At 44.4% G+C, this 26,163-nt stretch carries 17 protein-coding genes; 11 read left to right on the top strand and 6 right to left on the bottom strand.

Features of this window, described 5'->3' with window-relative positions; translation table 11 throughout:
- The first annotated feature begins 127 nt into the window (after nucleotides 1-127).
- The 5 genes from EDC45_RS00545 (at nucleotide 128) to tilS (ending at nucleotide 4,909) form a co-directional block, all read left to right on the top strand.
- Nucleotides 128-745, top strand: a complete 618-nt coding sequence (locus EDC45_RS00545; protein ID WP_133542411.1) for a DUF1919 domain-containing protein — start codon at nucleotides 128-130, stop codon at nucleotides 743-745.
- The gene (cobB, locus tag EDC45_RS00540; RefSeq protein ID WP_133542408.1) at nucleotides 745-1,464 is read left to right on the top strand and encodes a Sir2 family NAD+-dependent deacetylase; all 720 of its coding nucleotides are present in this window, start codon (nucleotides 745-747) and stop codon (nucleotides 1,462-1,464) included. The genes EDC45_RS00545 and cobB overlap by 1 nt, the downstream gene beginning before the upstream one ends.
- Nucleotides 1,465-1,687: 223 nt before the next feature.
- Nucleotides 1,688-2,644, top strand: coding sequence for an acetyl-CoA carboxylase carboxyl transferase subunit alpha (gene accA, locus EDC45_RS00535; RefSeq protein WP_133542406.1), 957 nt, complete (start codon nucleotides 1,688-1,690; stop codon nucleotides 2,642-2,644).
- 78 nt (nucleotides 2,645-2,722) lie between these two features.
- Nucleotides 2,723-3,583: a pyridoxal kinase PdxY gene (gene pdxY / locus EDC45_RS00530; protein WP_133542404.1), complete on the top strand. Its 861-nt coding sequence runs from the start codon at nucleotides 2,723-2,725 to the stop codon at nucleotides 3,581-3,583.
- 33 nt (nucleotides 3,584-3,616) lie between these two features.
- Nucleotides 3,617-4,909 (top strand): tRNA lysidine(34) synthetase TilS, encoded by a 1,293-nt coding sequence (gene tilS / locus EDC45_RS00525; RefSeq protein ID WP_133542402.1) that lies wholly within the window; start codon nucleotides 3,617-3,619, stop codon nucleotides 4,907-4,909.
- Nucleotides 4,910-5,006: 97 nt separating this feature from the next.
- Here tilS and EDC45_RS00520 read toward each other — a convergent pair whose 3' ends face one another.
- The 3 genes from EDC45_RS00520 to EDC45_RS00510 form a co-directional block, all read right to left on the bottom strand.
- Nucleotides 5,007-5,603 (bottom strand): hypothetical protein, encoded by a 597-nt coding sequence (locus EDC45_RS00520; protein ID WP_133542400.1) that lies wholly within the window; start codon nucleotides 5,601-5,603, stop codon nucleotides 5,007-5,009.
- Nucleotides 5,604-5,640: 37 nt separating this feature from the next.
- Nucleotides 5,641-6,954, bottom strand: a complete 1,314-nt coding sequence (locus tag EDC45_RS00515; protein ID WP_133542397.1) for an NCS2 family permease — start codon at nucleotides 6,952-6,954, stop codon at nucleotides 5,641-5,643.
- Between the two features lie 174 nt (nucleotides 6,955-7,128).
- Nucleotides 7,129-7,332: a glycine zipper 2TM domain-containing protein gene (locus tag EDC45_RS00510; protein WP_133542395.1), complete on the bottom strand. Its 204-nt coding sequence runs from the start codon at nucleotides 7,330-7,332 to the stop codon at nucleotides 7,129-7,131.
- Between the two features lie 265 nt (nucleotides 7,333-7,597).
- Between EDC45_RS00510 and galE the strand changes: the two genes are divergently transcribed.
- From galE to adk, 4 genes are all read left to right on the top strand, one after another.
- Entirely contained in the window at nucleotides 7,598-8,614 is a 1,017-nt protein-coding gene (gene galE / locus EDC45_RS00505; protein ID WP_133542393.1) for a UDP-glucose 4-epimerase GalE, read from the top strand.
- A gap of 80 nt (nucleotides 8,615-8,694) precedes the next feature.
- Nucleotides 8,695-9,963 (top strand): AmpG family muropeptide MFS transporter, encoded by a 1,269-nt coding sequence (locus EDC45_RS00500; protein WP_133542391.1) that lies wholly within the window; start codon nucleotides 8,695-8,697, stop codon nucleotides 9,961-9,963.
- A 418-nt stretch (nucleotides 9,964-10,381) separates the two neighbouring features.
- Entirely contained in the window at nucleotides 10,382-11,683 is a 1,302-nt protein-coding gene (locus tag EDC45_RS00495) for an anaerobic C4-dicarboxylate transporter (RefSeq protein WP_133542389.1), read from the top strand.
- Nucleotides 11,684-11,985: 302 nt separating this feature from the next.
- The gene (gene adk / locus EDC45_RS00490; RefSeq protein ID WP_133542387.1) at nucleotides 11,986-12,630 is read left to right on the top strand and encodes an adenylate kinase; all 645 of its coding nucleotides are present in this window, start codon (nucleotides 11,986-11,988) and stop codon (nucleotides 12,628-12,630) included.
- 120 nt (nucleotides 12,631-12,750) lie between these two features.
- Here the strand turns inward: adk and uvrA are convergent, their stop codons facing one another.
- A complete protein-coding gene (gene uvrA / locus EDC45_RS00485) occupies nucleotides 12,751-15,582 on the bottom strand; it encodes an excinuclease ABC subunit UvrA (protein WP_133542385.1) in 2,832 nt (943 codons plus the stop codon).
- A gap of 150 nt (nucleotides 15,583-15,732) precedes the next feature.
- Here uvrA and EDC45_RS00480 point away from each other — a divergent pair, with 150 nt between their 5' ends.
- Complete coding sequence (locus EDC45_RS00480) at nucleotides 15,733-16,215, top strand: single-stranded DNA-binding protein (protein ID WP_133542383.1); 483 nt, start codon at nucleotides 15,733-15,735, stop codon at nucleotides 16,213-16,215.
- 994 nt (nucleotides 16,216-17,209) lie between these two features.
- Nucleotides 17,210-21,364 (top strand): NACHT domain-containing protein, encoded by a 4,155-nt coding sequence (locus EDC45_RS00470; RefSeq protein ID WP_133542381.1) that lies wholly within the window; start codon nucleotides 17,210-17,212, stop codon nucleotides 21,362-21,364.
- Between the two features lie 979 nt (nucleotides 21,365-22,343).
- On the opposite strand, the gene EDC45_RS00460 is transcribed toward EDC45_RS00470, so the two are convergent.
- Together EDC45_RS00460 and glyS are read right to left on the bottom strand one after the other, a co-directional pair.
- The gene (locus tag EDC45_RS00460; protein WP_133542379.1) at nucleotides 22,344-23,861 is read right to left on the bottom strand and encodes a class I SAM-dependent methyltransferase; all 1,518 of its coding nucleotides are present in this window, start codon (nucleotides 23,859-23,861) and stop codon (nucleotides 22,344-22,346) included.
- A 210-nt stretch (nucleotides 23,862-24,071) separates the two neighbouring features.
- On the bottom strand, nucleotides 24,072-26,141 hold the full coding sequence (glyS, locus tag EDC45_RS00455) for a glycine--tRNA ligase subunit beta (RefSeq protein ID WP_133542377.1): 2,070 nt from the start codon (nucleotides 26,139-26,141) through the stop codon (nucleotides 24,072-24,074).
- Nucleotides 26,142-26,163: the final 22 nt, after the last annotated feature.

Below are 26,163 nucleotides of genomic sequence, written 5' to 3'. Positions count from 1 at the left end.
GCTTTCAGGCGCACCTTTTATTTTTCTCCCTTAGCTTCAAACCTATCCAAGTTTAAGGCGCATTGTATTTCCCGTTATTTAGGATAAAATCAAGACTAATCACAGAGCATCTCGGGATATTCATTTTATGCTAAACAAACTAGGCCGCGGCTGGAATAGGTTATGTCGCCGGATCATTAATCCTCGACTCGGTCAAAAACTGCGCAATCAAGATATAACCCTACTTTCTGCCAACTGTAACGGTGCGCTTATTCTGCACGATCTGGGACTGAAGTTTAATTCCCCCTTCGTTAACCTCTATCTGACGCCGGCGGATTTTATTAAATATCTACAACGTATCGAATATTACCGCCATCAGGAACTGCACTTTATCCGTACGGATAAGCCCTACCCCGTGGCACAACTGGAGGATATCCGCATTCATTTTATGCATTATGCCGATGCACAGGAAGCGCGGACAAAATGGCAGCAACGTTCGGCTCGTATGAATTTAACCGCGCCTTTTATTATGATGACCGATCGGGACGGTTGCAGCTATGCGGACTTAAAAGCCTTTGATCAGCTGCCTTTCGAAAATAAAGTGGTATTTACCCATCAAAACTATCCGGAATTTAACGCCGCCTTTTATATTAAAGGCTTCGAACAACAGGGGCAGGTCGGCGATTTATTTGAGTTTTGCGGATTAACGGGGAAAAAATATTATGATAAATTTGATTATGTCGCATGGTTTAACGGATGCAAATAATGGATAAATTACCTAAAGTCGTGGTACTGACCGGCGCCGGAATTTCCGCCGAATCGGGCATTCGCACCTTCCGCGCGGAAGACGGATTATGGGAAGATCATCAGGTGGAAGATGTGGCCACACCGGAAGGATTCCGGCGCAATCCCACTCTGGTACGGGAATTTTATAATGCCCGGCGGCGTAAACTCTTCGATCCCGCCGTATCTCCGAATCCCGCCCATCTGGCATTGGCGGAACTGGAAAAAAAACTCGGTTCCCATTTTTTACTGGTTACCCAAAATGTGGACAATTTACATGAGCGGGCCGGTTCAAAAAACCTGATTCATATGCACGGCGAATTACTGAAAGTACGCTGTGTACGCTCGGATAAAATATATGCCTGGCAGGGGGATATCGAGCAACATGATCGCTGTAGTTGCTGCCGCCCGCCGCAAGTATTACGCCCGCATATCGTCTGGTTCGGCGAAATGCCGCTGGAAATGGACAGAATTTATCAGGCATTGGCACAATGCGATTATTTTATCTCCATCGGCACCTCGGGTAATGTTTACCCGGCCGCAGGGTTTGCCCGCGAGGCGCAGTTGCAAGGGGCCGAGACCATTGAGCTAAATCTTGAGCCAAGCCTGGTAAAATCCTCTTTCAGCCGCGCCTATTACGGCAAAGCGGGCGAAATCGTACCGGATTTCGTGCAGGACTTTATTGCCCGTTTGAGCCATTGATGCTCGCGGATAAGAACTAAAGTGCGGTCGAAAATCCCATGATTTTTTCCTCGGCGTACCCACTTAATTAACAGTCCCGATTAACCGCCGAATTAACGCCGGCCGAGAATTTAACTGCATTTTTGCGCAAAAAGACATACAATGCACGGCGTGTTTGCACCCTTGCCGAAATATTGGTAAAGTGCGTTATTGTTTTGATTCGGGCAAACTTAGGATTAGAAAAATGAGCCAACAAGAATATTTAGATTTCGAATTGCCTATCGCTGAACTGGAAGCCAAGATTGAATCCCTACGAGCGGTTACCGAGCAGGATAACAGCATCAATCTTGACGATGAAATTAAACGTCTGCAGAAAAAATGTGCGGAGCTTACCCAAAAAACCTTCGCCAATCTGGACGCTTGGCAGGTTTCCCGCATGGCCCGCCATCCGAATCGCCCTTATACCCTGGATTATATTCAACATATTTTTACCGATTTCGACGAACTGGCGGGAGATCGCGCCTTTGCCGACGACAAAGCCATCGTGGGCGGACCGGCTCGTTTAAACGGTCGCCCGGTAATGGTTATCGGCCATCAGAAAGGCCGTTCGGTGAAAGAAAAGGTCATGCGTAATTTCGGCATGCCTGCACCTGAAGGTTATCGCAAGGCGCTGCGCTTAATGCAGATGGCAGAACGCTTTAATTTGCCGATTATCACCTTTATTGATACCCCGGGGGCTTATCCCGGCGTCGGTGCGGAAGAACGCGGCCAGTCGGAAGCCATTGCGCGCAACCTGCGTGAAATGTCCACCCTGAAGGTTCCCGTTATCTGTACCGTCATCGGCGAAGGAGGATCGGGCGGTGCGCTGGCCATCGGCGTAGGCGACAAAGTCAATATGTTGCAATACAGCACCTATTCCGTTATTTCACCGGAAGGCTGCGCCTCCATTTTATGGAAAAGCGCGGATAAAGCATCTACCGCGGCGGAAGTTATGGGCTTAACCGCCCCTCGTCTGCAGGAACTGGGACTTATCGACAGCATTGTGCAGGAGCCTCTGGGCGGCGCTCATCGTCAATATGAAGAAATGGCGCAGAATCTGAAACAGCGTTTACTGGCGGACCTAACCGAACTGGATATTCTGGACAAGGAAAGTCTGCTGGAACGCCGTTATCAACGTCTGATGGCTTACGGCTACTGCTGATTACCACTATTTACAAAAGAGCGGTCTTTTTTACCGCTTTTTTATTTTTGCAAACTCGATGCTTAAGCAAGGAATATTATGAAAAACGTACTTTCAATTCAATCCCATGTAGTGTTCGGCTATGCGGGTAATAAATCGGCAACCTTTCCGATGCAGTTAATGGGCATTGATGTTTGGGCGCTGAATACGGTGCAATTTTCCAATCATACCCAGTACGGTAAATGGACGGGAATGGTAATACCCAAAGAACAAATCGGCGAGATCCTACGCGGTATCGATGAAATCGGCGAGCTGAAAAACTGCGATGCGGTAGTATCCGGTTATATAGGTTCCGCCGAACAAGTAGAAGAAATCGTTCGCGCCTTTCATCAGGTAAAAGCAAGAAATCCGAATGCCATTTATCTGTGCGATCCGGTTATGGGGCATCCGGATAAAGGCTGTATCGTAGCCGACGGCGTGAAAGAAGGTTTAATCAACCAGGCAATGTCTGAGGCGGATATTATCACCCCTAATCTGGTGGAATTACGCGAGCTGAGCGGATTGCCGGTGGAAAATTTCGAACAGGCCGTGGCTGCGGCACGGGCAATTTTAGCCAAAGGGCCGAAAAAAGTACTGGTTAAACATCTGAACAAGGCGGGAAAAGACCGCACTCAGTTCGAAATGTTACTGGCGAATGAAGAAGGAATTTGGCATATCGGACGTCCGCTGCATTATTTCGAACGTGAACCTGTGGGCGTCGGCGATTTAACCGCCGGATTATTCCTGGCAAATAAATTACAGGGTAAATCCGATATTGCAGCATTCGAACATACCGCCAATGCCGTTAACGACGTAATGCAGACCACCTATCAGCAACATTCCTACGAATTGCAGCTGATTGCGGCGCGGGAACTTATTATTAACCCGATCAGCCGGTATAAAGCGGTAAAAATCGCTTAATATCAGCTACATTCGGCGTACCCACGGCTAAGCATGACATTATTTTCCGATTTCCAAGATCAGATCGAACAAAGCGGAAGCCGCCGGTTTTTGGTCGCTTTTAGCGGCGGTCTGGACTCCACCGCGTTGTTGCTGCTGTTTACAAAACTACGGCAAAAACAACCGCACTTTGAGTTCAGAGCGATCCATATTCACCACGCACTCAGTCCTCATGCCGATGCTTGGCTCGCTCATTGCCGCCGCTTGTGCGCAAGTTTGGAGATCCCCTTTATCGCCGAAAGGGTCAAAGTGGAAAAATCGCAGGGAATCGAAGCCGGCGCCAGAGAAGCCCGCTATCGGGCGATAGCCTCCCATCTGCTGGCGGGGGAAACCCTGGTAACCGCACATCATTTACAGGATCAGAGCGAAACCTTTTTACTTGCACTGAAACGCGGCAGCGGTTTACAGGGGCTAAGCGCCATGCAGGTACGAAGCCATCTATTTCAGATGCCTCTACTGCGCCCCCTGCTCAATATTTCCCGCCCCCAGCTGGAAGAATATCTGCAACGGGAAATGCCTTCTTTGCGCTGGGTCGAAGATGAAAGTAATCTTGATAACCGCTACGAACGTAATTTTTTGCGTAATGACATCCTTCCCCGGCTACGCCGGCGCTGGCCTCATTTTGATAAATCCGTACAACGGGCCGCACAGCATTGTTTCGAACAGCAACAATTGCTGAATGAACTCCTGGCGGAGGAATTCGAACGCCGTTATTGTTCGCAGCGGCAATGCCTGAATATTGCCGATTTCCATGCGGCTTCCGTACCGAAACAATGCGCCTTATTACGCCTCTGGTTTAGCCGTTTACAAATAAATATGCCCTCCGAGCTACAGCTGCATCAACTCAGGCAGGATCTTATTTTCTCCGCCCCCGACGCCATGCCGCAATTTCATTTAGGCCCGTATATCCTGCGTCGTTACCGGCAGTACTTATATATCACCGCCGCCTTTCAGGATCTGAGTAACCTCAGAATTACCGTTGGGGGCGAAGGCGAAATTAGGTTACCCGATAATCTCGGTCTGCTTACTGTCGTGCGACAAGGAAATCATCTTATTTTTCGCTGGCAAGACAAATGCAGTAAACTCCCTCTAACGGAACAAGAAATACAAATTCGCTTCGGCTATAGCGGCAAAGTGGCAAGCTCGCGGGGAGAATTTCATCGCGACATTAAGAAAATCTGGCAGCGGCTGGAGGTTCCGCCCTGGCAACGTAAGCGTATCCCGCTGGTTTTCTATGCCGATAAGCTGCAAAGTGCGGTGGGTTTTTTTGATATTTTTTCCGTATAAAAGACTGTCGTTTTCCCTACAATACCGGAGCTTATCCGTTTCCGTTATTGCGGCCAAAAAAAATCTCCCCGCAGGGAGATTTTTTAATCTCTTAACATTATTTCGCGTCAACCGCCGGAGCCGGAGCCTGTTCCGCCTGAGGAGCTTCCGCTTCGGCCGGGTTTGTCTGTGCCGGTGCGGCATCTGCCTGTGGAGCTTGTGCCGGAGCGGCAGGTTTAGCAGCATCGGTTTTTTCACCGTATTTCTGTTCTAAGTCGGATTGTAGTTTAGAAAGTTCTCCTACGGATTTTTCCAACGCCTGAGTTTTTTCTTTCAAAGCCTGTACGCTTTCTTCGCTACGGGAAACAATCAATGTATTCAAACTGTCAACGGTAACTTCGGTCGCCGCCAGGAATACCTGTTTGCTTTTCTCTTTTAACGGTTTAATTTCGTTACTTTTGATTTCTACCTGATCCAAGCTCTTAACTAAATCCTGAACTTTGGTTTTATAGTTATCCAAAATAGGTTGCAAATCTTTCGGATCTTTCAAGGTTGCCAAACTTTGCTGTAATTCGTTCTGAATCTGCTGCTGAGTCGCAACATTTTCTTTATCCCAGTTCTGCAGTTTTTTTAAATCTGCCGCAGGATCGCTACATGCGGTTAACGCGGTCAGAGTTAACAATAAAATACCGCCTAATTTGATCAATGTTTTCATTACATTTTCCTTCAATTAATAAATAATAAAAAATAGCTTAAATCGCCCAATCCAGTGCATAAAATGCTACCAGAGCCGCGGCAATCAATACAGTCCCTATATTCAGTTTTTTCACATCGCCGCAGACCAATCGGCCAATCACCAGAGATGCAAACCCGAGCATTATACCCGTAACGATATTCGCTGTTAAGACAATAAATACACCGCAGATTAATCCCGACATAGCGCCGACGAAATCGTCAAAATCCAACTTACTCACATTGCTCAGCATCAACAAACCGACGTACATCAATGCCGGTGCCGTAGCATAGGCGGGAACCAAGGTGGCTAAGGGTTGGAAAAACAACATCAGTAAAAACAAAATACCGACCACAATCGCCGTGATCCCGGTTTTCCCGCCTGCCGCAGTTCCTGCCGCCGACTCAATATATACCGCCGCCGGCGCCGTACCGAACAGGCCGGAAAACAAACTGCTGACGGAGTCCGACGTCAGAGCCTTTCCGCCGTTGATGATCTGACCGTCCTTATCCAATAAGTTACCCTGCCCCGCCACGGCGCGAATCGTACCGGTCGCATCAAATACGGCGGTCATCACCAGAGCGAATACCACAGGTAAAATCGCCGGCTGTAGCGCACCCGCCAAATCCAGCTGCAAAAATAGCGACTGCTCACCAAAAGTCGGCATTCTGAAAACCTCACCGCCGAATTTCACCTGGGGATCAAAAATCAACCCTATGATAGTAATGGCAATAATCACCCATAAAATACCGCCCTTAACCTTCATTTTCTCCAGGCCGATAATACATGCCAGGCCGAGCAAAGAAATCTGTACGGGGAAGGAAGTGAAAGCACCGAGTTTAACCGGCAGACCGTTCTGATTACCGACCACAATGCCAACACCGTTGGCGGCAATCAACAATAAAAACAGCCCGATACCAATACCGGCGCCCTGAGCGATACAGGCCGGCAAATTGCGCAGAATCCAAGCCCGAATACCGGTGGCGGAAATTAGGGTGAAAACCGCCCCCATCAAGAAAACCGCCCCTAGAGCCACAGGGATACTGACCTGTTGCCCGATCACCAAACTAAAGGCGGTAAATGCGGTTAAGGAAATCGCACAGCCGATAGCCATAGGCACATTAGCCCACAGCCCGATAAGAATCGAGCCAAGTCCGGCTACCAAACAGGTGGCGATAAATACGCTTTCCTGCGGAAAGCCCGCCGCGCCCAACATATTAGGTACTACGATCACCGAATAAACCATAGCTAAAAATGTGGTTAATCCGGCGATAATTTCCTGACGAACGTTGGAACCGCGCGCCGAAAGCTCAAAATATTTTTCTAAAGACATAAACGGCCTCTGGTATTGAAAGAATAAATCGCGCGTATTTTACCTGAATATGCTCAATAGTAAACGTTTGCCGCTCAAATCAAATAATAAAAGGAAGCCGACCGGGGCTTCCTTATTTTTAATCCGAGTTTTTAATCCGGGCTAATAGCGCTGCCAAAAACAGACAAGACGGGATTATTTATTTACTTGGCTGCCGATTAAGCCGCCCAGCGCCGCACCGCCCAGCGTTGCGCCGGTAGAATTACCGATCACATTTCCGGCTACGCCACCGATGGCGGCGCCAATAGCCGTATTCTTCTGGGTTCTGGACATATTTCCGCAGGCTGCAACGGAACCTGCAATAAAGAGTAGCGTAAGGACTTTTGCAATGTTTTTCATATAGACACTCCAATGTTACATAGTGTTACATATTGGGACAAGAAACCCGCCTGAAGTTGCAGGCATGCGGGGAGATATGCGCTTAAGACAAGGGAAATCGCCGAAAAGTTCGGTTATCGGCGTTTGAGCGTCGTTTTTTTAAGCGATAGCGGCACCTGGCGAAAAACCGCGGCAAGGCATAAATTCAAAGCCGCCCCCTCGCTTTTCCTGAAGCGGGAAAAGTTTTATACTATGCCGGAATTTATTTTAATACAAGGATAAACCCATGGCGATTTTAGTTACCGGCGGTACCGGTTATATCGGCAGCCATACCGTAGTCGAGCTGTTAAATGCCGGCCAAGAAACCATAGTGCTGGATAATTTATATAATTCCTCCGAAATTTCGCTCCAGCGGATTAAACAAATCACCGGCAAAGAAGCGCTATTTTACCGCGGCGATATTCTGGACCGCGCAATATTGCGTGATATTTTCGCCCGTCATCAAATTGAAGCGGTAATCCATTTCGCCGGTTTGAAAGCGGTGGGAGAAAGTGTACAAAAACCCTTGTTCTACTATGAAAATAATGTGGGCGGCACCATCGTTTTAGTGGAGGAAATGCAAAAAGCCGGGGTAAACACCATTGTATTCAGCTCAAGTGCGACGGTATACGGCCATCCGCAACAGGTGCCTATTACCGAAGACAGCCCGGTCGGCGGCACCACCAATCCCTACGGTACCTCAAAATATATGGTGGAACGCATACTTGCCGATACGGTAAGCGCTAATCCGGACTTCAACGCTATTATCCTGCGCTATTTCAACCCCGTCGGCGCCCATGAAAGCGGCTTGATCGGCGAAGATCCGAACGGCATTCCGAATAATCTGATGCCTTTTATCAGCCAGGTAGCTATAGGCAAACTGCCGCAGCTCTCGGTTTTCGGCGATAATTACGCCACCCATGACGGTACCGGGGTACGGGATTATATTCATGTGGTGGATCTTGCCCTCGGTCATATTAAGGCCTTGCAAGCCCATCGCGGCGATGCCGGTCTGCATATCTATAACCTGGGTACAGGTATCGGTTATTCGGTGCTGGATATGGTAAAAGCCTTCGAAAAAGCCAATAATATCAAGGTACCTTACCGAATTGCACCGCCGCGTGCCGGCGATATCGACGCCTGTTATTCCGATCCGCGCAAAGCCGCCGAGAAACTGGGCTGGAAAGCGGAACGCGACCTGGAAACCATGATGAAGGATACCTGGAACTGGCAGAAAAAAAATCCGCAGGGATATCGCAGCTGAGCTATGTCTTAGTTGAGCGGACGCGCCGCCTTTTATGATTAAAGGCGGCTTATTGTACCAGGACGTAATACAGGAAATTTATGCCGAGCCAGCCTTCTTTATTCTCACAAATCTTCAGCCGTAATATGCTTATCTGCATATTTACCGGTTTCAGTTCCGGTTTGCCCTTTTACATCATTACCGGTCTGTTGCCGGTGTGGCTCAGATCGGAAAAAGTGGATCTGGAAACCCTAGGCTATTTTACCGCCGTTACCCTGCCCTTTTCCTGGAAATTCATCTGGGCACCGTTACTCGACCGCTATGTACCTCCGTTCCTTGGGCGTCGCCGCGGTTGGATGCTGATCTCTCAAGGCTGCTTAATTCTATCTCTGGCTTTATTCGGCATAATTGATCCCCAAACCCATTTCGGCCTGACCCTGATTGCGGCATTAGCGGTGCTGACCTCTTTCTTTGCTGCCAATCAGGATATCGTGCTGGACGCCTACCGACGCGAAATCCTGTCCGACAACGAACTCGGTCTGGGCAATTCCATTCATGTTAACGCCTACCGCGTGGCCGGACTGGTACCGGGTTCGCTCTCGCTGATTCTGGCGGATTATTTGCCTTGGCAAACGGTATTTATACTGACCGCCATGTTTATGCTGCCCGGAATTTTAATGACGCTGTTTTTAAGCCGGGAACCTCAAATCGCCCTGAAAAGCCAACGCACCTTGAGCGACAATCTGATTGAACCCTTTAAAGAATTTTTCGGACGCAAAGGCGTTTTATCCGCCCTGGCTATACTTGCTTTTATCTTTCTGTATAAATTGGGCGACAGTATGGCTACGGCACTGATTTCGCCGTTTTATCTGGATATGGGATACAGCAAGACCCAAATCGGTCTGGTGGCCAAAAACGCTTCTCTGTGGCCGATGATTATCGCCGGTATCCTCGGCGGCATCATTATGCTACGCATCGGCATTAACCGAGCCTTATGGTTATTCGGCGCAGTGCAAATCATCACCATTCTGGGCTTTGCCTGGCTGGCGGCGCAAGGCCCTTTCGAACGGATTGAAAGCTATGAAATCATTGCGCTGACCTTGGTTATCGCCGCAGAATATATCGGAGTCGGATTAGGCACCTCCGCCTTTGTCGCATTTATGGCCAGAGAAACCAATCCGCAATACACCGCCACGCAGCTCGCCCTGTTTACCAGTCTATCCGCCCTGCCCCGTGCAACCCTGAATACTCAGGCCGGCAATCTAATCAATTATTTCGGCTATTATGATTATTTCTGGTTGTGTTTTTTCCTGGCCATACCCGGTATGCTCTGCCTGTTTTGGATCGCACCCTGGAACGGGGAAAAATAATACTTTCGCCTACTAGCCAAAATCAAGCATATAGGGGCACCACTGCCCCTGCATTTTCGCCGAATTATTCTCCCGCCAGTTGTCCGGCAAAAAAATCAGCCGAAAAAGACCGCTCTTTTAGGGCAATTATAAGGATTTCTCCCTTATTCCATAGGGGAGCGATATATCTGCGCGCTCCGATTTATCGGTGTGCATAAATAGCAGAAAATTACCGATAGCAAGGTTGGAAAAGGTGTTTTTTCAGCGCTGAAAAGAAGAATAACCCTATTGCTTGAGTTAAATCAAGAAAAGGAGGATAACTTCTGACTTTAACCCTTTACGGTTATAGTGGCGAAGTTTAGAATGGCATGCAACTCTGAGAGAGTTTAGTCAGAGTTCGTCAAAATAAATCAATTAATAAAATTAAAGGTGAACTATTATGGTTTGGTTACACTTATTTGTGGTCTTAGTATTTATTTTCATGGGTACTAGATTGGGTGGTATCGGGATCGGATTCGCCGGCGGGTTCGGTGTGATCGCATTAGCCTTGCTCGGGCTGTCTCCGGGCGATATTCCGTTTGATGTTATTTCAATCATCATGGCGGTTATTATGGCCATTGCAGCAATGCAGGTTGCCGGCGGTATGGACTTTTTAGTCAAATGGGCAGAAAAACTGCTACGCAAACATCCAAAACATATTACCTATCTGGCGCCAGCCGTAACCTATTGGATGACTGTACTGGCCGGTACAGGTCATACTGCGTTCTCAACTCTGCCGGTAATTGCCGAAGTAGCGAAAGAACAGGGTATTCGTCCTTCCCGTCCGTTATCTATCGCTACCGTCGCTTCCCAGATTGCGATTACCGCATCACCGATTTCCGCTGCCGTAGTATTTTTATCCGGTTCACTGGAACAAAAATTCGGCATCAGTTATTTAGCCTTATTGGGGATCTGGATTCCGACAACATTCGTTGCCTGTATGATCACCGCATTTTTCTGTAACTTCTTAGGCAAAGAGTTAAAAGATGATCCTATTTATCAGGATCGCTTAGCCAAAGGTCTGGTAAAAATGCGCGGCGAAATGCAAGTGGAAATCAAACCTTATGCCAAATTATCCGTTGCAATCTTTATCCTGGTTATCTTGGTAGTAATGCTTTACGCCACCATGATCAGCAAAACCGTCGGCTTAATCGAAAATCCGATCCTCAGCCGCGACCAGGCCATTATCGCCTTTATGCTGACTGCCGCTGCAGCTATTGTAGTACTCTGTAAAGTGGACACTGCCGCAATTACCAGCGCCTCTACCTTTAAATCAGGTATGTCCGCCGCCATCTGCGTAATGGGTGTTGCCTGGTTAGGTAATACTTTCGTAGGCGGTCATATCGACGAAATTAAAGAAGCCGCGTCCAACCTGTTGAATACCTATCCTTGGTTACTGGCCGTAGCATTATTTATTGCCGGTACATTGCTTTATTCTCAGGCTGCAACCGCCAAAGCCCTATATCCTGCCGCATTAGCCCTGGGTATTTCGCCTGAAGCGGCAATAGCTTCATTTGCAGCGGTTTCCGCCTTATTCGTATTGCCGACCTATCCGACTCTATTAGCCGCAGTGGAAATGGACGATACCGGTTCCACCCGTATCGGTAAATTAGTCTTTAACCACCCGTTCTTAATTCCGGGTGTAATAGCTATCGGCTTATCCGTTATCTTTGGTTTTGTTATTGCTGGTGCTGTTCTATAACGCTAAAGCAATATTTTAATCCACAATTACCGACCGAATACCCTAGGGTATTCGGTTTTTTTATCCGCCCTATTGGTGTAAAAGAGCAGGTTCGCAGTTTTTCGGCATAAACCCTTGCGGAAAACGGCCTATTCTATAGCTTAATATTATTTTCGTTACCGCCAGAGTTATGCCGCTACAAGCTTATGAAATCCGTCCCCTGCCAAAGTCGAAAAATTCCCCTTAATCCGGAAGAAAAACTTGAGTTTCTTGCCTGTGCGGGGTATGGTAGGCGGGTTTCTTTTTATCTTACAGAGGGCAGTATGAAAATTATTCTTTTAGGCGCACCGGGGGCCGGTAAAGGCACTCAGGCACAGTTTATTATGAACAAATTCGGTATTCCGCAGATTTCCACCGGGGATATGTTGCGAGCCGCCATCAAAGCGGGCAGCGAACTGGGTAAACAGGCCAAAACGCTAATGGATGCGGGCCAGCTGGTACCGGATGATTTAATTATTTCTTTAGTAAAAGAGCGCGTAGCGCAAAGCGATTGTGCGAAAGGCTTCTTATTGGACGGTTTCCCACGTACCATTCCGCAGGCCGATGCGTTAAAATCCGCCGGAATTGCCATTGATTATGTACTGGAATTCGACGTACCTGATGAGGTTATCGTGGAGCGTATGAGCGGACGTCGCGTACACCCGGCTTCCGGTCGTTCTTATCATATTGTTTACAATCCGCCGAAAACGGAAGGTAAAGACGATATCACCGGCGAAGATTTAATTATTCGTGCCGATGATAAACCGGAAACCGTACTGGATCGGTTAAAGGTTTACCATACTACAACCCGTCCGTTGGTAGACTACTATCAGGCCGAAGCTGAAGCCGGCCGCACCCGCTACTTCCGTCTGGACGGCACCCAAAAAGTGGAACAGGTCAGTCAGGAACTAAATAATATTTTGGCCTAATCCCCAATCCTTAACATAATAAAGCGCAGCAAAATTGCTGCGCTTTTCTCTGTCTGCGATGCCATTAATCCTGCTGAAAAAACTTCTTTAAAAAAGACCGCACTTTTCACTTATAGCAGTTTACTTAGCCGTCAGAATAGGTTTTAAGAATCTTGCCGTATGGGAAACCTTACTTTCGATGATTTGCTCAGGAGTTCCGGCGGCGATAATTTGTCCGCCGCCGCTACCGCCTTCCGGGCCGAGATCCACAATCCAATCCGCGGTTTTAATCACATCCAGATTATGCTCGATCACTACGATGGTATTGCCTTGATTGCGTAACCGATGCAGCACTTCGAGCAATTGTTTGATATCGGCAAAATGCAGCCCGGTCGTAGGCTCATCCAGAATATACAGGGTTTTCCCCGTATCCCGTTTGGACAGTTCCGTCGCCAACTTAACCCGCTGCGCCTCACCGCCGGACAATGTAGTGGAAGATTGTCCCAGCCGAATATAAGACAAACCTACATCAATCAATGTCTGCAATTTACGCGCAATCATCGGTACTGCATCAAAAAACTCACGCGCATCTTCCACGGTCATATCTAATACCTGATGAATGGTTTTACCCTTATAACGAATTTCCAGGGTTTCGCGGTTATAGCGCTTGCCTTTACATTGATCGCAAGGCACATACACATCCGGCAGGAAGTGCATTTCTACCTTGATCACGCCGTCGCCCTGACAGGCTTCACAGCGACCGCCGCGCACATTAAAACTAAAGCGCCCCGGATTATATCCCCTTGCGCGGGATTCCGGCACGCCGGCAAACAATTCGCGAATCGGAGTAAAGACACCGGTATAGGTGGCAGGATTGGAACGCGGGGTACGCCCAATCGGGCTTTGATCGATATTGATAACCTTATCGAAAAACTCCAGCCCCTCGATACTTTTATAAGGCGCATAATCAATATTTTCCGCCTTATTCAGCACGTTCTGCGCAATCGGAAACAGAGTGTCGTTAATTAAGGTGGATTTCCCCGAACCTGATACCCCGGTAATACAGGTAAACAGGCCGACCGGAATTTCCAAGTTCACATTCTTCAGATTATTCCCGCAAGCGCCGTTCAGCTTTAAGATTCGCTGCTTATCCGCTGCGATACGCTGCGCCGGAATTTCAATCCGTTCGGCACCGGATAAAAAGCGCCCGGTAATGGAAGCCGGATTGGCCATAATCTGCGCCGCCGTACCCTCGGCGATCACATTACCGCCATGTACACCCGCACCGGGGCCGATATCGATAATATGATCCGCCAGCCGGATGGCATCTTCATCATGTTCCACCACAATAACGGTGTTACCCAGATTTCTTAAATGCAGTAATGTATTCAGCAAGCGCTCGTTATCGCGCTGGTGCAAACCGATAGAAGGTTCGTCCAACACATACATCACGCCCACCAGTCCGGCACCGATCTGGCTGGCAAGACGAATACGCTGCGCCTCCCCACCGGAGAGAGTCTCGGCGGAACGGGACAAGGACAGATAATTCAGCCCCACATTAACTAAAAACTGCAGGCGCTCTGTAATTTCTTTCAGAATTTTTTCCGCAATCTGAGCTTTCTGCCCGCTTAATGCAAGTTGGGAGAAATATTGTGCCGCTTCCCCGATACTCATCTCGGAAAGCGCAGGCAAATTGGTCTGGCCGATATATACATGACGCGCTTCCCGGCGCAGGCGCGAACCGCCGCAATCGGCACAGGGGCGATTACTGATATTTTTCGCCAATTCCTCACGCACCGACATGGATTCGGTTTCCTTATAGCGGCGCGCCATATTGTTCAGAATACCTTCGAAAGGATGATGCCGCACCACAACATCGCCGCGATCGTTCATATACTGGAATTCAATTTCTTCCTTACCCGAACCCTGCAACAGAATGTGGCGAATTTTAGTCGGCAGGCTTTCAAAAGGAGCTTCCACATCAAAATCATAATGTTTAGCCAAAGAAGTCAGCATCTGATAATAATAGAAATTACGCCGATCCCAACCTTTAATTGCACCGCCGGCAAGGGAAATAGCCGGGTTCTGCACCACCCGCTGCTCATCAAAATACTGCTGAACACCAAGTCCGTCGCAGCTCGGGCAGGCACCGGCCGGGTTATTAAAAGAGAATAGACGCGGTTCCAACTCGGTAACGGAATAGCCGCAGTGCGGACAGGCGAAATTAGCGGAAAATACCAATTCCTCCGCTTTCGGATTATCCATATCCGCCACCACCACGATCCCGCCGGAAAGTTCCAACGCCGTTTCGAAGGATTCCGCCAAACGGGTAGCTAAGTCCGGACGCACCTTAAAGCGATCCACCACCACTTCAATCGTATGTTTTTTCTGTAATTCCAGTTTGGGCGGATCGGATAAATCGCATACCTCACCGTCAATCCGGGCGCGGATATAACCCTGTGCGGCAATATGCTCCAGAATTTTCACATGTTCGCCTTTCCGCGCCTTAACCACCGGAGCCAACAGCATCATACGACTGCTTTCCGGCAAAGCCAGCACCTGATCCACCATCTGACTAACGGTCTGCGCCGCCAGTGCCACATTATGGGTCGGACAACGCGGTTCGCCCACACGGGCAAACAGCAAACGCAAATAATCATAAATTTCAGTAATGGTACCGACCGTTGAGCGCGGGTTATGGGAAGTGGATTTCTGCTCAATGGAAATTGCCGGCGACAGACCTTCGATATGATCCACATCGGGCTTTTCCATCAGGGATAAAAACTGGCGCGCATAAGCGGACAGCGATTCCACATAACGACGCTGCCCCTCCGCATACAGCGTATCGAAAGCTAATGAGGACTTGCCCGAACCGGACAGCCCTGTAATTACAATTAATTTATCGCGCGGAATGATAAGATTGATATTTTTCAGATTATGCGTCCGCGCTCCGCGGATATCGATTTGATCCATAATGATTACAGCATAGAGGTTAATTCAAAACTGGAAACATTATCGCACATTCTTTAATCTGTGCAAATATCCAGTGAAAACGAATGGATCTTTTATGCTATTTCAGGCAAAATAAGGCAAATTTTTCGACAAATAGAATCAGAGGAAATTATGGCAGGAATTAATAAAGTGATTATCGTCGGCAACTTAGGTAACGACCCTGAAATCCGTACTATGCCGAACGGCGAAGCTGTAGCCAATATCAGCGTTGCCACCAGTGAAAGCTGGACCGATAAAAACACCGGCGAACGCCGCGAAATCACCGAATGGCATCGCATCGTATTCTATCGTCGTCAGGCGGAAGTGGCCGGTGAATATTTGCGTAAAGGCTCCCAGGTTTATGTGGAAGGCCGTTTAAGAACTCGCAAATGGCAGGATCAAAACGGTCAGGATCGCTACACCACGGAAATTCAGGGCGATGTTCTGCAAATGTTAGGCGGCCGCAATAGCACACAGGGCGGCTATGCACCTCAGGGCGCTCCGCAGCAGCAATACACCCAATCAAGCGCACCGTCCCGCCCTGCCCCGGCGGAAAAACCGGCGCCGAAAGCGGAACCGGCGATGGACGATTTTGATGATGATATTCCGTTCTAAGTTACATATAATTTAAACCTTTATACGCTAGAGAACCCTTTAAAACAAAGGGTTCTTTTTTTTATATTCATTTTTAGAGTGGAAATTTATCATTTTAGTATTTATATATGTTTAATTTGTAAATTAAATGGGTATGTATAAACTAAAGAACAATTAAAATCTCTTATTCGACACATGAAGTAAAATATAAAAAATAGAAGTAGGTTACCAATCCAGAAGAAAATAAATGTGAGTTTTAACCTGTGATATAAAGGCATATTGATGAAAGTTTTTGTTCGAGATAATTTGGGCGGTTGAACATCTTAATTTATTTAGGGTTATATTTATAATATGAAGGTAATTTCATCATTTGTTTTTGGTTGCAAACATAAAAACTAAATATATTGAATGCTTTTTATAGAAATAACCAAAATAGGAAACTGTAGAATTTGAGAACATTTTTGCAAAATCTTCTCAAAATCTCACCGCTCTTTTTCAATAATATTTAAAGTTATGCTGTTCGATATTCAGGCAGTCTTTCAGTAATCCATAATTAATCAATGTCAGCCATAGGATAGCCAAGCCGTTTGTGGACTTACACCTGCTTTTGTAGCTTCGTCCGCACACAATTTGGCTTACACTTCAGGCTTCATCAGCAGTGCGTTAATCTGCACATTTTCAACGACAGATATCCAATCTTTCACTTTGCAATTGGCATAGCATTCATGCGTGGCAATAAAAACCGTCTGAACCACTTTTTTATCGGTACCACCACAAGTACCATCAACAACATCAAAACACATCAATAACAAAATATCTGTCCAATTTTTGTGCTTTTAACGCATCAGGCACATTCGGATTCAACAAGCAGCAAATGATTTTAATGCTTGCATGTTTGAATTTAGTGTAAATCTCGGTGGCAAGCTTATTTAGAAAATTAATCTTTCAAGTGACTTGCCACCTACTTTAAAAATCCTCATACTTATAAAATAAAAATAATTTATGGTGATATAAGATGTCTATCAGATGGGAAAATATCAAACCTTTAAAAGGTTCTCAAAATAATGCTTTTGAAGAACTGGTATGTCAATTGGCACACCAAGAATTTCAATCACAAGGAAAATTTACCAGAATTTCTGCCCCTGATGGTGGAATTGAAGCAATGTGCGAATTTCCAGATGGCTCATTATATGGATGGCAAGCCAAATATTTTTTAAGTTCATTTTCATCATCACAATGGCAACAAATTGAAGATTCCTTTAAGGAATCTTTAAAAAATTATCCAAACCTTAAAAAATATTATGTTTGTGTCGCAACCGATAGAGCAAATGCCAATATATCTAGGACCAGGTCTTTTCTTTTCAAATGGAAAGCATATACCAAAAAATGGAAAGAATTCGCTCAATCACAAGGTCGTGAAATAGAATTTGAATTTTGGGGAAGTTTTGAATTATCTAATTTATTATCAAAACCAGAAAATGCAGGAAAAAAATTCTTTTGGTTTAATGAGAATGAATTATCAGACAAATGGTTTGAACAATACAATCAACAAGCCATTAGCAATCTTGGTGTTCGTTATACACCAGAAATCAATGTTAATTTACCCATTGCAATACAATTAGAAAGCCTAGCTCGAACAGAGAATTTTAAAGAAAATTTTGAAAAAAAATTTAATCAATTATTAATAAATGTCAAATCAAACCATCAATTCATATATCACAATGAAGAGTTAAACCAGTATTTTGAGCCTGTATATAAACTTTTAATTAAAGAGCTTAATTTATCAACAATTAATAATTTAGAGACAGTTATTGATATTAACTTATTAATTCAGAAAACTAATGAGTTAATAAGTTATATTAAAAATTTATTTCAAGATAATTCAAATAAAACAAATAATAATTACTACTTTTACAGGAGTTTAATCAAGGAATTAGACGACATTATTCAACTATTAAATTCATCTGAATTGTCATTATTCAACGGTAAAATACTTATTTTAACTGGTCAAGCTGGTAGTGGTAAATCCCATTTATTAGGGGATTTTATCCAAAACACCCAATCTTCAGGAAAATATGCCCTATTGTTATTGGGTCAAGATTTCACTGAAAAGTCTAATGTTTGGGATCAAATTTTCAAACAGTTAAATATTCGAAACACCACACCTGATGTTTTTTTGTCAGCTTTGAATAGCATAGGTGAAATGCAGAAAGAACGGGTTATTTTAGCCATAGATGCTTTAAACGAAGGCGAAGGGAAATCTTTGTGGAATAATCAACTCAATGGATTTATTGAATTGGTAAGTCAATACTCAAATATTGGATTGGTCCTTAGTGTAAGAAATAGTTACCAAGAAATTATTTTTAATCAATTAACTACAAAAAATAAAGAAAAATTATGTTATGTCAATCATACAGGGTTTATGGATAATGAGTTTGAAGCCATTCAAATATTTTTCCCTTACTATGGCTTACAATTACCTAGCATTCCATTACTTAATCCAGAATTTTCTAATCCATTATATTTAAAATTATTTTGTGAATCTTTAAGATTTCAAAGGGAAACTTATGTACCGAAAGGTCATAAGGGATTTAATTACATTATAAAATCTTATGTAGAAGGGGTTGAGAAACGTATTTGCAAACAAATTGAACAAGATATTGGCTCAAATTTAGTTCAAAGAGCAATCAATGTGATTGCAAAATTGCAATTGGAAGAAGATAAATATATCTTGAATTATATTACAGTTAAGAGAAAAATTTGTGATGAGTTAATAGAAGACATTGCAGAATCAGAAGCCAAAAAATTTCTTGATTACTTAATTAAAGAAAACGTAATCAGTAAAAGCGCTTATTATAATAAAGATGAAGAATATATTTATTTTAATTATGAAAGAATCGGGGATTACCAAAAAGCCAACTTGATATTACAACATATTCATAATAAAGATAATTTTATTCAATGGTTAAGTACCGAACAAGGGAAAACCCTATGCAAAAGAGTTAGTTATAACAGGGGTATTTGGGAAGCATTGAGCGTATTATTATCCGAACAATTTCATTTTGAATTATTTGAAGTGTTTGATTGCTCAAAAGATTGTATTTGGTTTGAGATTATTGTGGAAAATCTCTTTTGGAGGCTACCTGAAACAATCAATATGCAAAAACTGCAAAAGTTTCTTAATGCTCATCAATATTTTAATCAAGAAATTTGGATAGATGTTTTATATCAATTAGCTACCGAAATTGACCACCCATTAAATATAAGATATTTGCACAATAAACTGCATTCTTTTTCTTTAGCACATAGAGATGCAAATTGGACTGCTTTTATTGTATTAGATTCTTATCAATGCCTAGCAATAGATAGATTATTGACTTGGTGTTATAAATCAAGCGGTCAAAAAAATATTGAACCAGAAGTATTATTGTTGGGTGCAATCGCTGTAAGTTGGTTATTTACTTCTACTGACAAAAAAAATAGAAATAAGTATATCAATGCGCTTGCCCACTTATTGTGGAATAGATTGGAAATAGCGTTAGAATTATTTAAAGAATTTAATACGGTTAATGACCCTTATGTGATGGAAGGTATTTTATCTGCCATTTATGGTGCTGTTGTCTATTCGGAAAATATATCTTATTTAAAAGAACTTGCATTAGAGATAGACAATCAGATATTTAATAAAACTGAAACAGAAGAAATTTATCCAAATGTATTGATTCGTAATTATGCTCGCTATATTATTAAATATTCTTTACAAAAAGATGATTACTCATCAGATAATATTGAGTTAATCAACGAAAGAATCACACCACCATATAGAAGTTCTTTCCCTGATATTTTACCAAGCAATGAAGATATTGATAAAGAATATCATTCTAATGGGCAACGAATAATTATTCGTTCAATGGCAACGGAGCATGGTCGTGGTACTTGTAGCTATGGTGATTTTGGTAGATATACTTTTGAAGCCAATTTTCGCCAATGGAAAAATTATAAGCTAGGAAATATTATTAATGTTGATTTATTAAGCAATTATGCTTGCCAAATGGTTTTTGAAAAATTTGGTTATGATGATGAAAAGCACCTTAAATTTGATATGGAAATCCATTCAAAACATTGGCAAAGAAATGATACCAGTAAAATTGAACGAATTGGTAAAAAATATCAATGGTTGGCTTTATATGAAATTTTAGCAAGGGTAATGGATAATTTTCCTGCTTTTGTTGATAGCTATAATGATAAACCAGAGCATGATTATATAAGAAATTTAGCTAATTTTAATTTACCAAGAACCCAAATAAAAATTTCCCCCCCAATCAGAACCAATGTATTTTCTCAATACAAAAATCAAGAACAATGTAAAACCAAATATTATTTTACTATTAAGGATAATGAATTGATTGATAGTTGGGTGCAGAATAATACTTTTCCTGATATCAGCAATTTACTGGAATTGACGATCAATGGTGAAAAATGGCTTGTTTTAGAAAGACACGATGATTTTTGTGAATTGGAAAAATTCGGACAAAAAGAAACTTATGATATTCAAAAATGGTTACAAATACGCAGTTATTTAGTTAAACAATATCAATATACAGAGGTAAAAAACTGGTTAAAACAACAAGATTTTATGGGGAGATGGATGCCTGAAGGTAATGAATATTACGGGACTGATATTAATCAATTTTTTACTGAAAATATATTCAGGGAATGGCAAGAAATTTCTAGATATGGAGAAATTGAATCACCTTCATTTAAAGTGATACCCAGTGTAGATTCCCATTTTTGGGAATCTATTTATGGAAATGATGGCATTTCATTTTATGCGCCTACCCCGATAATTTATCACGGAATGAGAATGAAAAATTCCATTAAAGATGGTTATTGGGTTGATTCCCAAAATGATTTAATCTGTTTTAATCCACAGATAAATGATAAATTTCAAGACAGTTTATTAGTTAAAAAGCATGAATTCTTAAATTTTTTAAAAGAACATAAATTAAAATTAGTCTGGACTGTTTTGGGTGAGAAACACGCTTACAAACAAAGCAAATTTTTACAAGAACTTTCTGGAGTTTATTATCTGCATGGTAAAAATCAACAAGTAAAAGGTAATATTTCAAATACCATTAAAGAGATCCCAAATTGGAGAAATGAACAATAAACGCCCTTTTGTTACCATTATTCAGAAAGGCAGTCTCTCCAAAACCTCTGAACGGTTGAATATGTCAATTGACACCATTAACTGACAAATCATGGAATTGAAAAAATCACTCAACATTCAATTAGCTGACTGCAAAAAATCTGTCGTTAAGGTTTAAAAATTCGGATGGACGTGAGTCTGTACATAGTATTCATACCCTTGACGATACATCTCGAACGGTAACGCCGCTACCTGCTCTTTGTTTCCGACTGCGACTATCTGAGCCAGGCTCTGCTGAATGCTGTCTTTCTGGCAGTACATAAAGCTGTTGCAGAGCGCATCGCTCGAATTGAACATACTGAGTGTAGCCACCACCTTAAAGTGCTTGTCGGTTTGCGCTGCTTTAATCGAATACAGCCGCCACAGATTCCCAACAAGCCGATATGTGCGCTGTCTACACCTTTATACCGGCTGATAAAATCCGCTGCGGCGCGAATATTTTCGATATGGTTTTTCGGCTTATCGGTATAACGCGGTGTTCCCTAGCTGCTGCCCTGATAGGCCGTATTAATGGTAATGTATCCCTGTTCCACCAGTCGCTGTGCATACAGTCCGGCGACCTGCTATTTTCCCCCGCCGTTAGGATGGGCAACAACAATGGCCGGATATTTTTATTCGGGTCGAAGTTTGCCCTGTAAGTTTTGTGTTATCGCTCCCTCATAGGTCAATGTGAACGGTTTTTTCGTCTAATCTTCCACTATAACTGCTCCTGATATGCTGAATAAAAGAAATGAACTGAGTAATGTTTTTCTTAACATGCCCCCCTCCTTCCGGAGAAGGTCTGACAAAAATAAGAATAATGTCGATTAATGTTTCATCAACGGGTATTACTATAACGACGAATGATTATTTCGATTAATCGGAAAATAAAGAAAGGGGTTTTGAATTTTCTTCAAAAATAAAGCGAACGTAATTGTTCGCTTTATATATTGCACGGAAACTAAGCCACAAATAAAAGGCGCTTTAAGAGAGGGAGTCTGTTCTGAATAAAGGTATCCGCCAGTTTTTCCAGTTGACGTAGATTATCTTCCTCGCTTTCTAGGGTTTTACCGTCGGCGATCAAGCGTTGGCCCTGCTGTTGTAAGAATTTCCATACAAATTTTCCCCAATCATGGCTTTCCATTCCCTGTAAATGAGCGAGTAAAAACAGTTGTTCAACGCGGTTTACCTGTATCGCACCGCCCGTTAACGGACTGGCCAAATAATGAATATCCTCCCGCTCCCTGGCCTGATTCATAATATAGCGGTTTAATTTCTCGCAGCGCGGTTGCGCCCGTTCAATGTCTTTTTTATCCTGAACCAGTACCAGATGCCCGCAAGAATACAGAATAGACAGAATCTCAAACAAGCCGTCATGGCCGATGGCATTATACAGCTCGCCGACATTATGAACTTCGCCGTCTTCTAAAAGATCTAAAATTGGGTTGGTCATCTCTTCGTTAAGATTAGTCCTAATGCGACGGCTGATAGCGAAATCAAAATCTTTACGCGCCGTAATAAACATCACATTGAGTTCGGACCAAGCATCTCGCAATACCGAATGGGGTGCTGTTACCCGCCCTTTCACCCACAGATCGGCACGGAACTGTTTATTTAAAATAAAATCCTTGGCCGTCTGCATTAAGGTTCTGTTACCGAGCCCGCTGATAAACTCCGCCTGTTCCGTACTGAAGAGTACGGGATTAAAATCATCTAGAAAATTGGAAGAACAGGCAAAACTTACCTTAGCCGGCTCCAGCCATTCCTGCATTTCGGAAAAATACATGGGTTGCCAGTCTTTATTCAGGTATTCATGCGCCAGATAATTGATATTGGTATTTTTCAACTCCTGAATCTTATCCGCCAGTGCCGGTGATTCTTTCACCAAGCCATGACTAAGCGCCAGCGTTTTTTCACTCAGCTCCAGTGTATTTTTTACATTTGCCTCATGGGACTGTCCTTCAACCGCCGTTGCCTGCTGATAAACGGAAAGCAAGTGGCGTACCGGTGCTTTAGCCGACCAACCCGGCAGAGTATTGTAACTGATATGAAGCACTCCGCCGATTTTCAGTTTACGCCGGATAAACTCCACAATAACCGCACGATTTTCATCGGAGATCCAGGACCAAATACCATGTAGAGCGATAAAATCAAATTCAGGTAAATCCTCGCGTTGACAGAACTCATGAAAAGCCTGATCGGAAATCAGCGCCCCCGATGAAAAACTATCGGCAAGCTGTTGAGCGAATGCGGCATGATTCGGGTTAAAATCCGTACCGTACCAATCGGCATTTCCCGCAGCAGAATGAATATTAAAGGAAATCCCCTGCCCGAAGCCCAGTTCACAGGCGTTAATAATTTTCGGCGGAATAAGCCCCGCAGCTAAAAAAGGAATAATAATTCTCTGCGGTTGCAGATTTTCATAATAACCGTAGGTATAACCAACGCTACTGAAATATCCTTCCGACCAACTCGACATAAACTCTCCTTATTCTGCTGAATAACAAAAAATAGAAACCAATTATAAGGGGATATATATAAAAAGAAATGAAAAAAGCCAATTAGCGCGGGAAAATCGAATACCGGCATATTTTTATATAACAGTTTCAATAAACCCGTACAAAATACGCCTAGGAAAAGGTGTCATAAGTGAGTGCCGGGACATAAGTCCCGGCAATTTTAAATAAACTTAGGATTGCAGTAAGGAAATATCCGCCACTTGCAGGAAAAGATCGCGCAGGCTGTTAAGAATGGCTAAGCGGTTATGCCGCAGTTTTTCGTCTTCCGCATTTACCATCACCTGATCGAAGAAATTATCCACCAAGTTGCGCAACCCGGCTAAACGATCCAGCGCAGGCTGATATTCGCCGCGAGCAAATAACGGCTGTAATTCCTGCTGTAATTTTTCGACCTGCTCCGCCAGAGCGATTTCCGCTGCTTCGACACATAAAGTGCGGTCTATTTTCAGGGATAATTTTCCTTCCGCCTTATCCAAAATATTGCTGACGCGTTTATTCGCCGCCGCCAGCGCCTGCGCCGCCTCCAGGCTGCGGAAATGAGAAACGGCGCGCACCCGCGCATCAAAATCGGAAGGTTTGGTCGGGCGCCGCGCCAGTACGGACTGAATCACATCCACCGCAATACCTTCATCTTGATACCAGGCGCGGAAACGGGCAAGCATAAAGTCCACCACGTCTTCGAGCACATTTTTGTTGCTGAGCTTATCGCCAAATAATGCAACGGATTTTGCAATTAAATCCTTCAGATCCAAGGGGAGTTTTTTCTCGACGATAATCCGCAGTACCCCTAAAGCGGCACGGCGCAAGGCAAAGGGATCCTTATCCCCTTTCGGATGCTGACCTATGCCGAAAATACCGGTCAGGGTATCGATTTTATCCGCCAGTGCAACGGCACAGGCAACCGGAGAATGAGGCAACTCGTCGCCGGCGAAGCGCGGCATATATTGCTCATTCAGGGCAACCGCCACTTCTTCATCTTCTCCATCATGACGGGCGTAATGCATGCCCATCACCCCTTGGGTATCGGTGAACTCAAATACCATATCGGTCATCAAATCGCATTTTGACAACAAGCCGGCGCGTCTGGCTTTTTGCACGTCCGCACCGATTTGGGCGGCAATTTCACCGCTCAGCGCTTCGATACGCTCGGTTTTATCGCGCAAGGTTCCCAGCTGCTGTTGGAAAAGTACGGTCTGCAAACGCGGCAAACGATCTTCCAGGCGCTGTTTTAAATCTGTTTTAAAGAAGAATTCCGCGTCGGTTAAGCGCGGGCGTACCACTTTTTCATTGCCTTGAATAATTGCGCTCGGATCCTGCGGACGAATATTGGAAACAAAAATAAAATGCGGTAATAATTTCCCCGCTTTATCATAAATCGGGAAGTATTTTTGATCGCCCTTCATGGTATAAACCAGAGCTTCCGCTGGCACCGCAAGAAAACGCTCTTCGAATTTCGCACTTAAAACGTTCGGATATTCCACCAATGAAGTAACTTCTTCCAATAGATCTTCTTCAATATCCGCCACCCCGCCCAACTCGGCGGCTTTAGCCTGCGCCTCGGACAGAATCATAGCCTTGCGCTGTTCAAAATCGGCGATAACTTCACCCTTATCGCGCAAAATCTGCGGATATTGATCCGCATGTTCGATCCGGAATTCGCGCTCGCCGAGGAAACGATGGCCGCGCAGCGTATTCGCACTGGCTACCCCCAGAATTTCCCCCTCGATTAACTCATCACCCAATAATAGGGTTACCGTATGCACCGGGCGAACAAACTGGACGTTTTTATCCGCCCAACGCATGGTTTTAGGAATAGGTAATTTAGCCAGCGCGCCCTCAATAATTCCAACTAGCAGATTCTTAGTCGGCTGTCCCTTAACCAAGGAACGGTAAACCAGCCATTCACCTTTATCGGTGCTAATACGTTCCGCCTGTTCGAGGCTGATACCGCAACCGCGCGCCCAACCCAACGCCGCCTGGGTCGGATTACCTTCGGCATCGAAAGCGGCGGACAGCGCAGGACCGCGTTTTTCTATTTCTTTATCCGGCTGACTGGTCGCCAAGCCCAATACTTTTACGGCCAGACGGCGCGGGCTGGCGAACCATTGCAGGCCGTCAAAAGCCAGACCGGCCTGATTCAGCGCTTGTTCCACATTATCCGCAAAGGCGATGGCTAATTTTTTAAGCGCCTTCGGCGGTAGTTCTTCGGTGCCTATTTCGGCCAGAAAATTTTGTTTCATTAGTTTATTCTCAATTACAATA

The sequence above is a fragment of the Mesocricetibacter intestinalis genome (genome assembly GCF_004363295.1).
GTDB lineage: Bacteria > Pseudomonadota > Gammaproteobacteria > Enterobacterales > Pasteurellaceae > Mesocricetibacter > Mesocricetibacter intestinalis.
Note: the sequence above shows the minus strand (reverse complement) of the source record. Positions and strands in the feature narration are given on the sequence as shown.

Excerpts from the sequence above, each read along its gene's own strand:
- EDC45_RS00545 (WP_133542411.1), top strand. The coding sequence starts at position 128 with ATGCTAAACAAACTAGGCCGCGGCTGGAATAGGTTATGTCGCCGGATC.
- cobB (WP_133542408.1), top strand. The coding sequence starts at position 745 with ATGGATAAATTACCTAAAGTCGTGGTACTGACCGGCGCCGGAATTTCC.
- accA (WP_133542406.1), top strand. The coding sequence starts at position 1,688 with ATGAGCCAACAAGAATATTTAGATTTCGAATTGCCTATCGCTGAACTG.
- pdxY (WP_133542404.1), top strand. The coding sequence starts at position 2,723 with ATGAAAAACGTACTTTCAATTCAATCCCATGTAGTGTTCGGCTATGCG.
- tilS (WP_133542402.1), top strand. The coding sequence starts at position 3,617 with ATGACATTATTTTCCGATTTCCAAGATCAGATCGAACAAAGCGGAAGC.
- EDC45_RS00520 (WP_133542400.1), bottom strand. The coding sequence starts at position 5,603 with ATGAAAACATTGATCAAATTAGGCGGTATTTTATTGTTAACTCTGACC.
- EDC45_RS00515 (WP_133542397.1), bottom strand. The coding sequence starts at position 6,954 with ATGTCTTTAGAAAAATATTTTGAGCTTTCGGCGCGCGGTTCCAACGTT.
- EDC45_RS00510 (WP_133542395.1), bottom strand. The coding sequence starts at position 7,332 with ATGAAAAACATTGCAAAAGTCCTTACGCTACTCTTTATTGCAGGTTCC.
- galE (WP_133542393.1), top strand. The coding sequence starts at position 7,598 with ATGGCGATTTTAGTTACCGGCGGTACCGGTTATATCGGCAGCCATACC.
- EDC45_RS00500 (WP_133542391.1), top strand. The coding sequence starts at position 8,695 with ATGCCGAGCCAGCCTTCTTTATTCTCACAAATCTTCAGCCGTAATATG.
- EDC45_RS00495 (WP_133542389.1), top strand. The coding sequence starts at position 10,382 with ATGGTTTGGTTACACTTATTTGTGGTCTTAGTATTTATTTTCATGGGT.
- adk (WP_133542387.1), top strand. The coding sequence starts at position 11,986 with ATGAAAATTATTCTTTTAGGCGCACCGGGGGCCGGTAAAGGCACTCAG.
- uvrA (WP_133542385.1), bottom strand. The coding sequence starts at position 15,582 with ATGGATCAAATCGATATCCGCGGAGCGCGGACGCATAATCTGAAAAAT.
- EDC45_RS00480 (WP_133542383.1), top strand. The coding sequence starts at position 15,733 with ATGGCAGGAATTAATAAAGTGATTATCGTCGGCAACTTAGGTAACGAC.
- EDC45_RS00470 (WP_133542381.1), top strand. The coding sequence starts at position 17,210 with ATGTCTATCAGATGGGAAAATATCAAACCTTTAAAAGGTTCTCAAAAT.
- EDC45_RS00460 (WP_133542379.1), bottom strand. The coding sequence starts at position 23,861 with ATGTCGAGTTGGTCGGAAGGATATTTCAGTAGCGTTGGTTATACCTAC.
- glyS (WP_133542377.1), bottom strand. The coding sequence starts at position 26,141 with ATGAAACAAAATTTTCTGGCCGAAATAGGCACCGAAGAACTACCGCCG.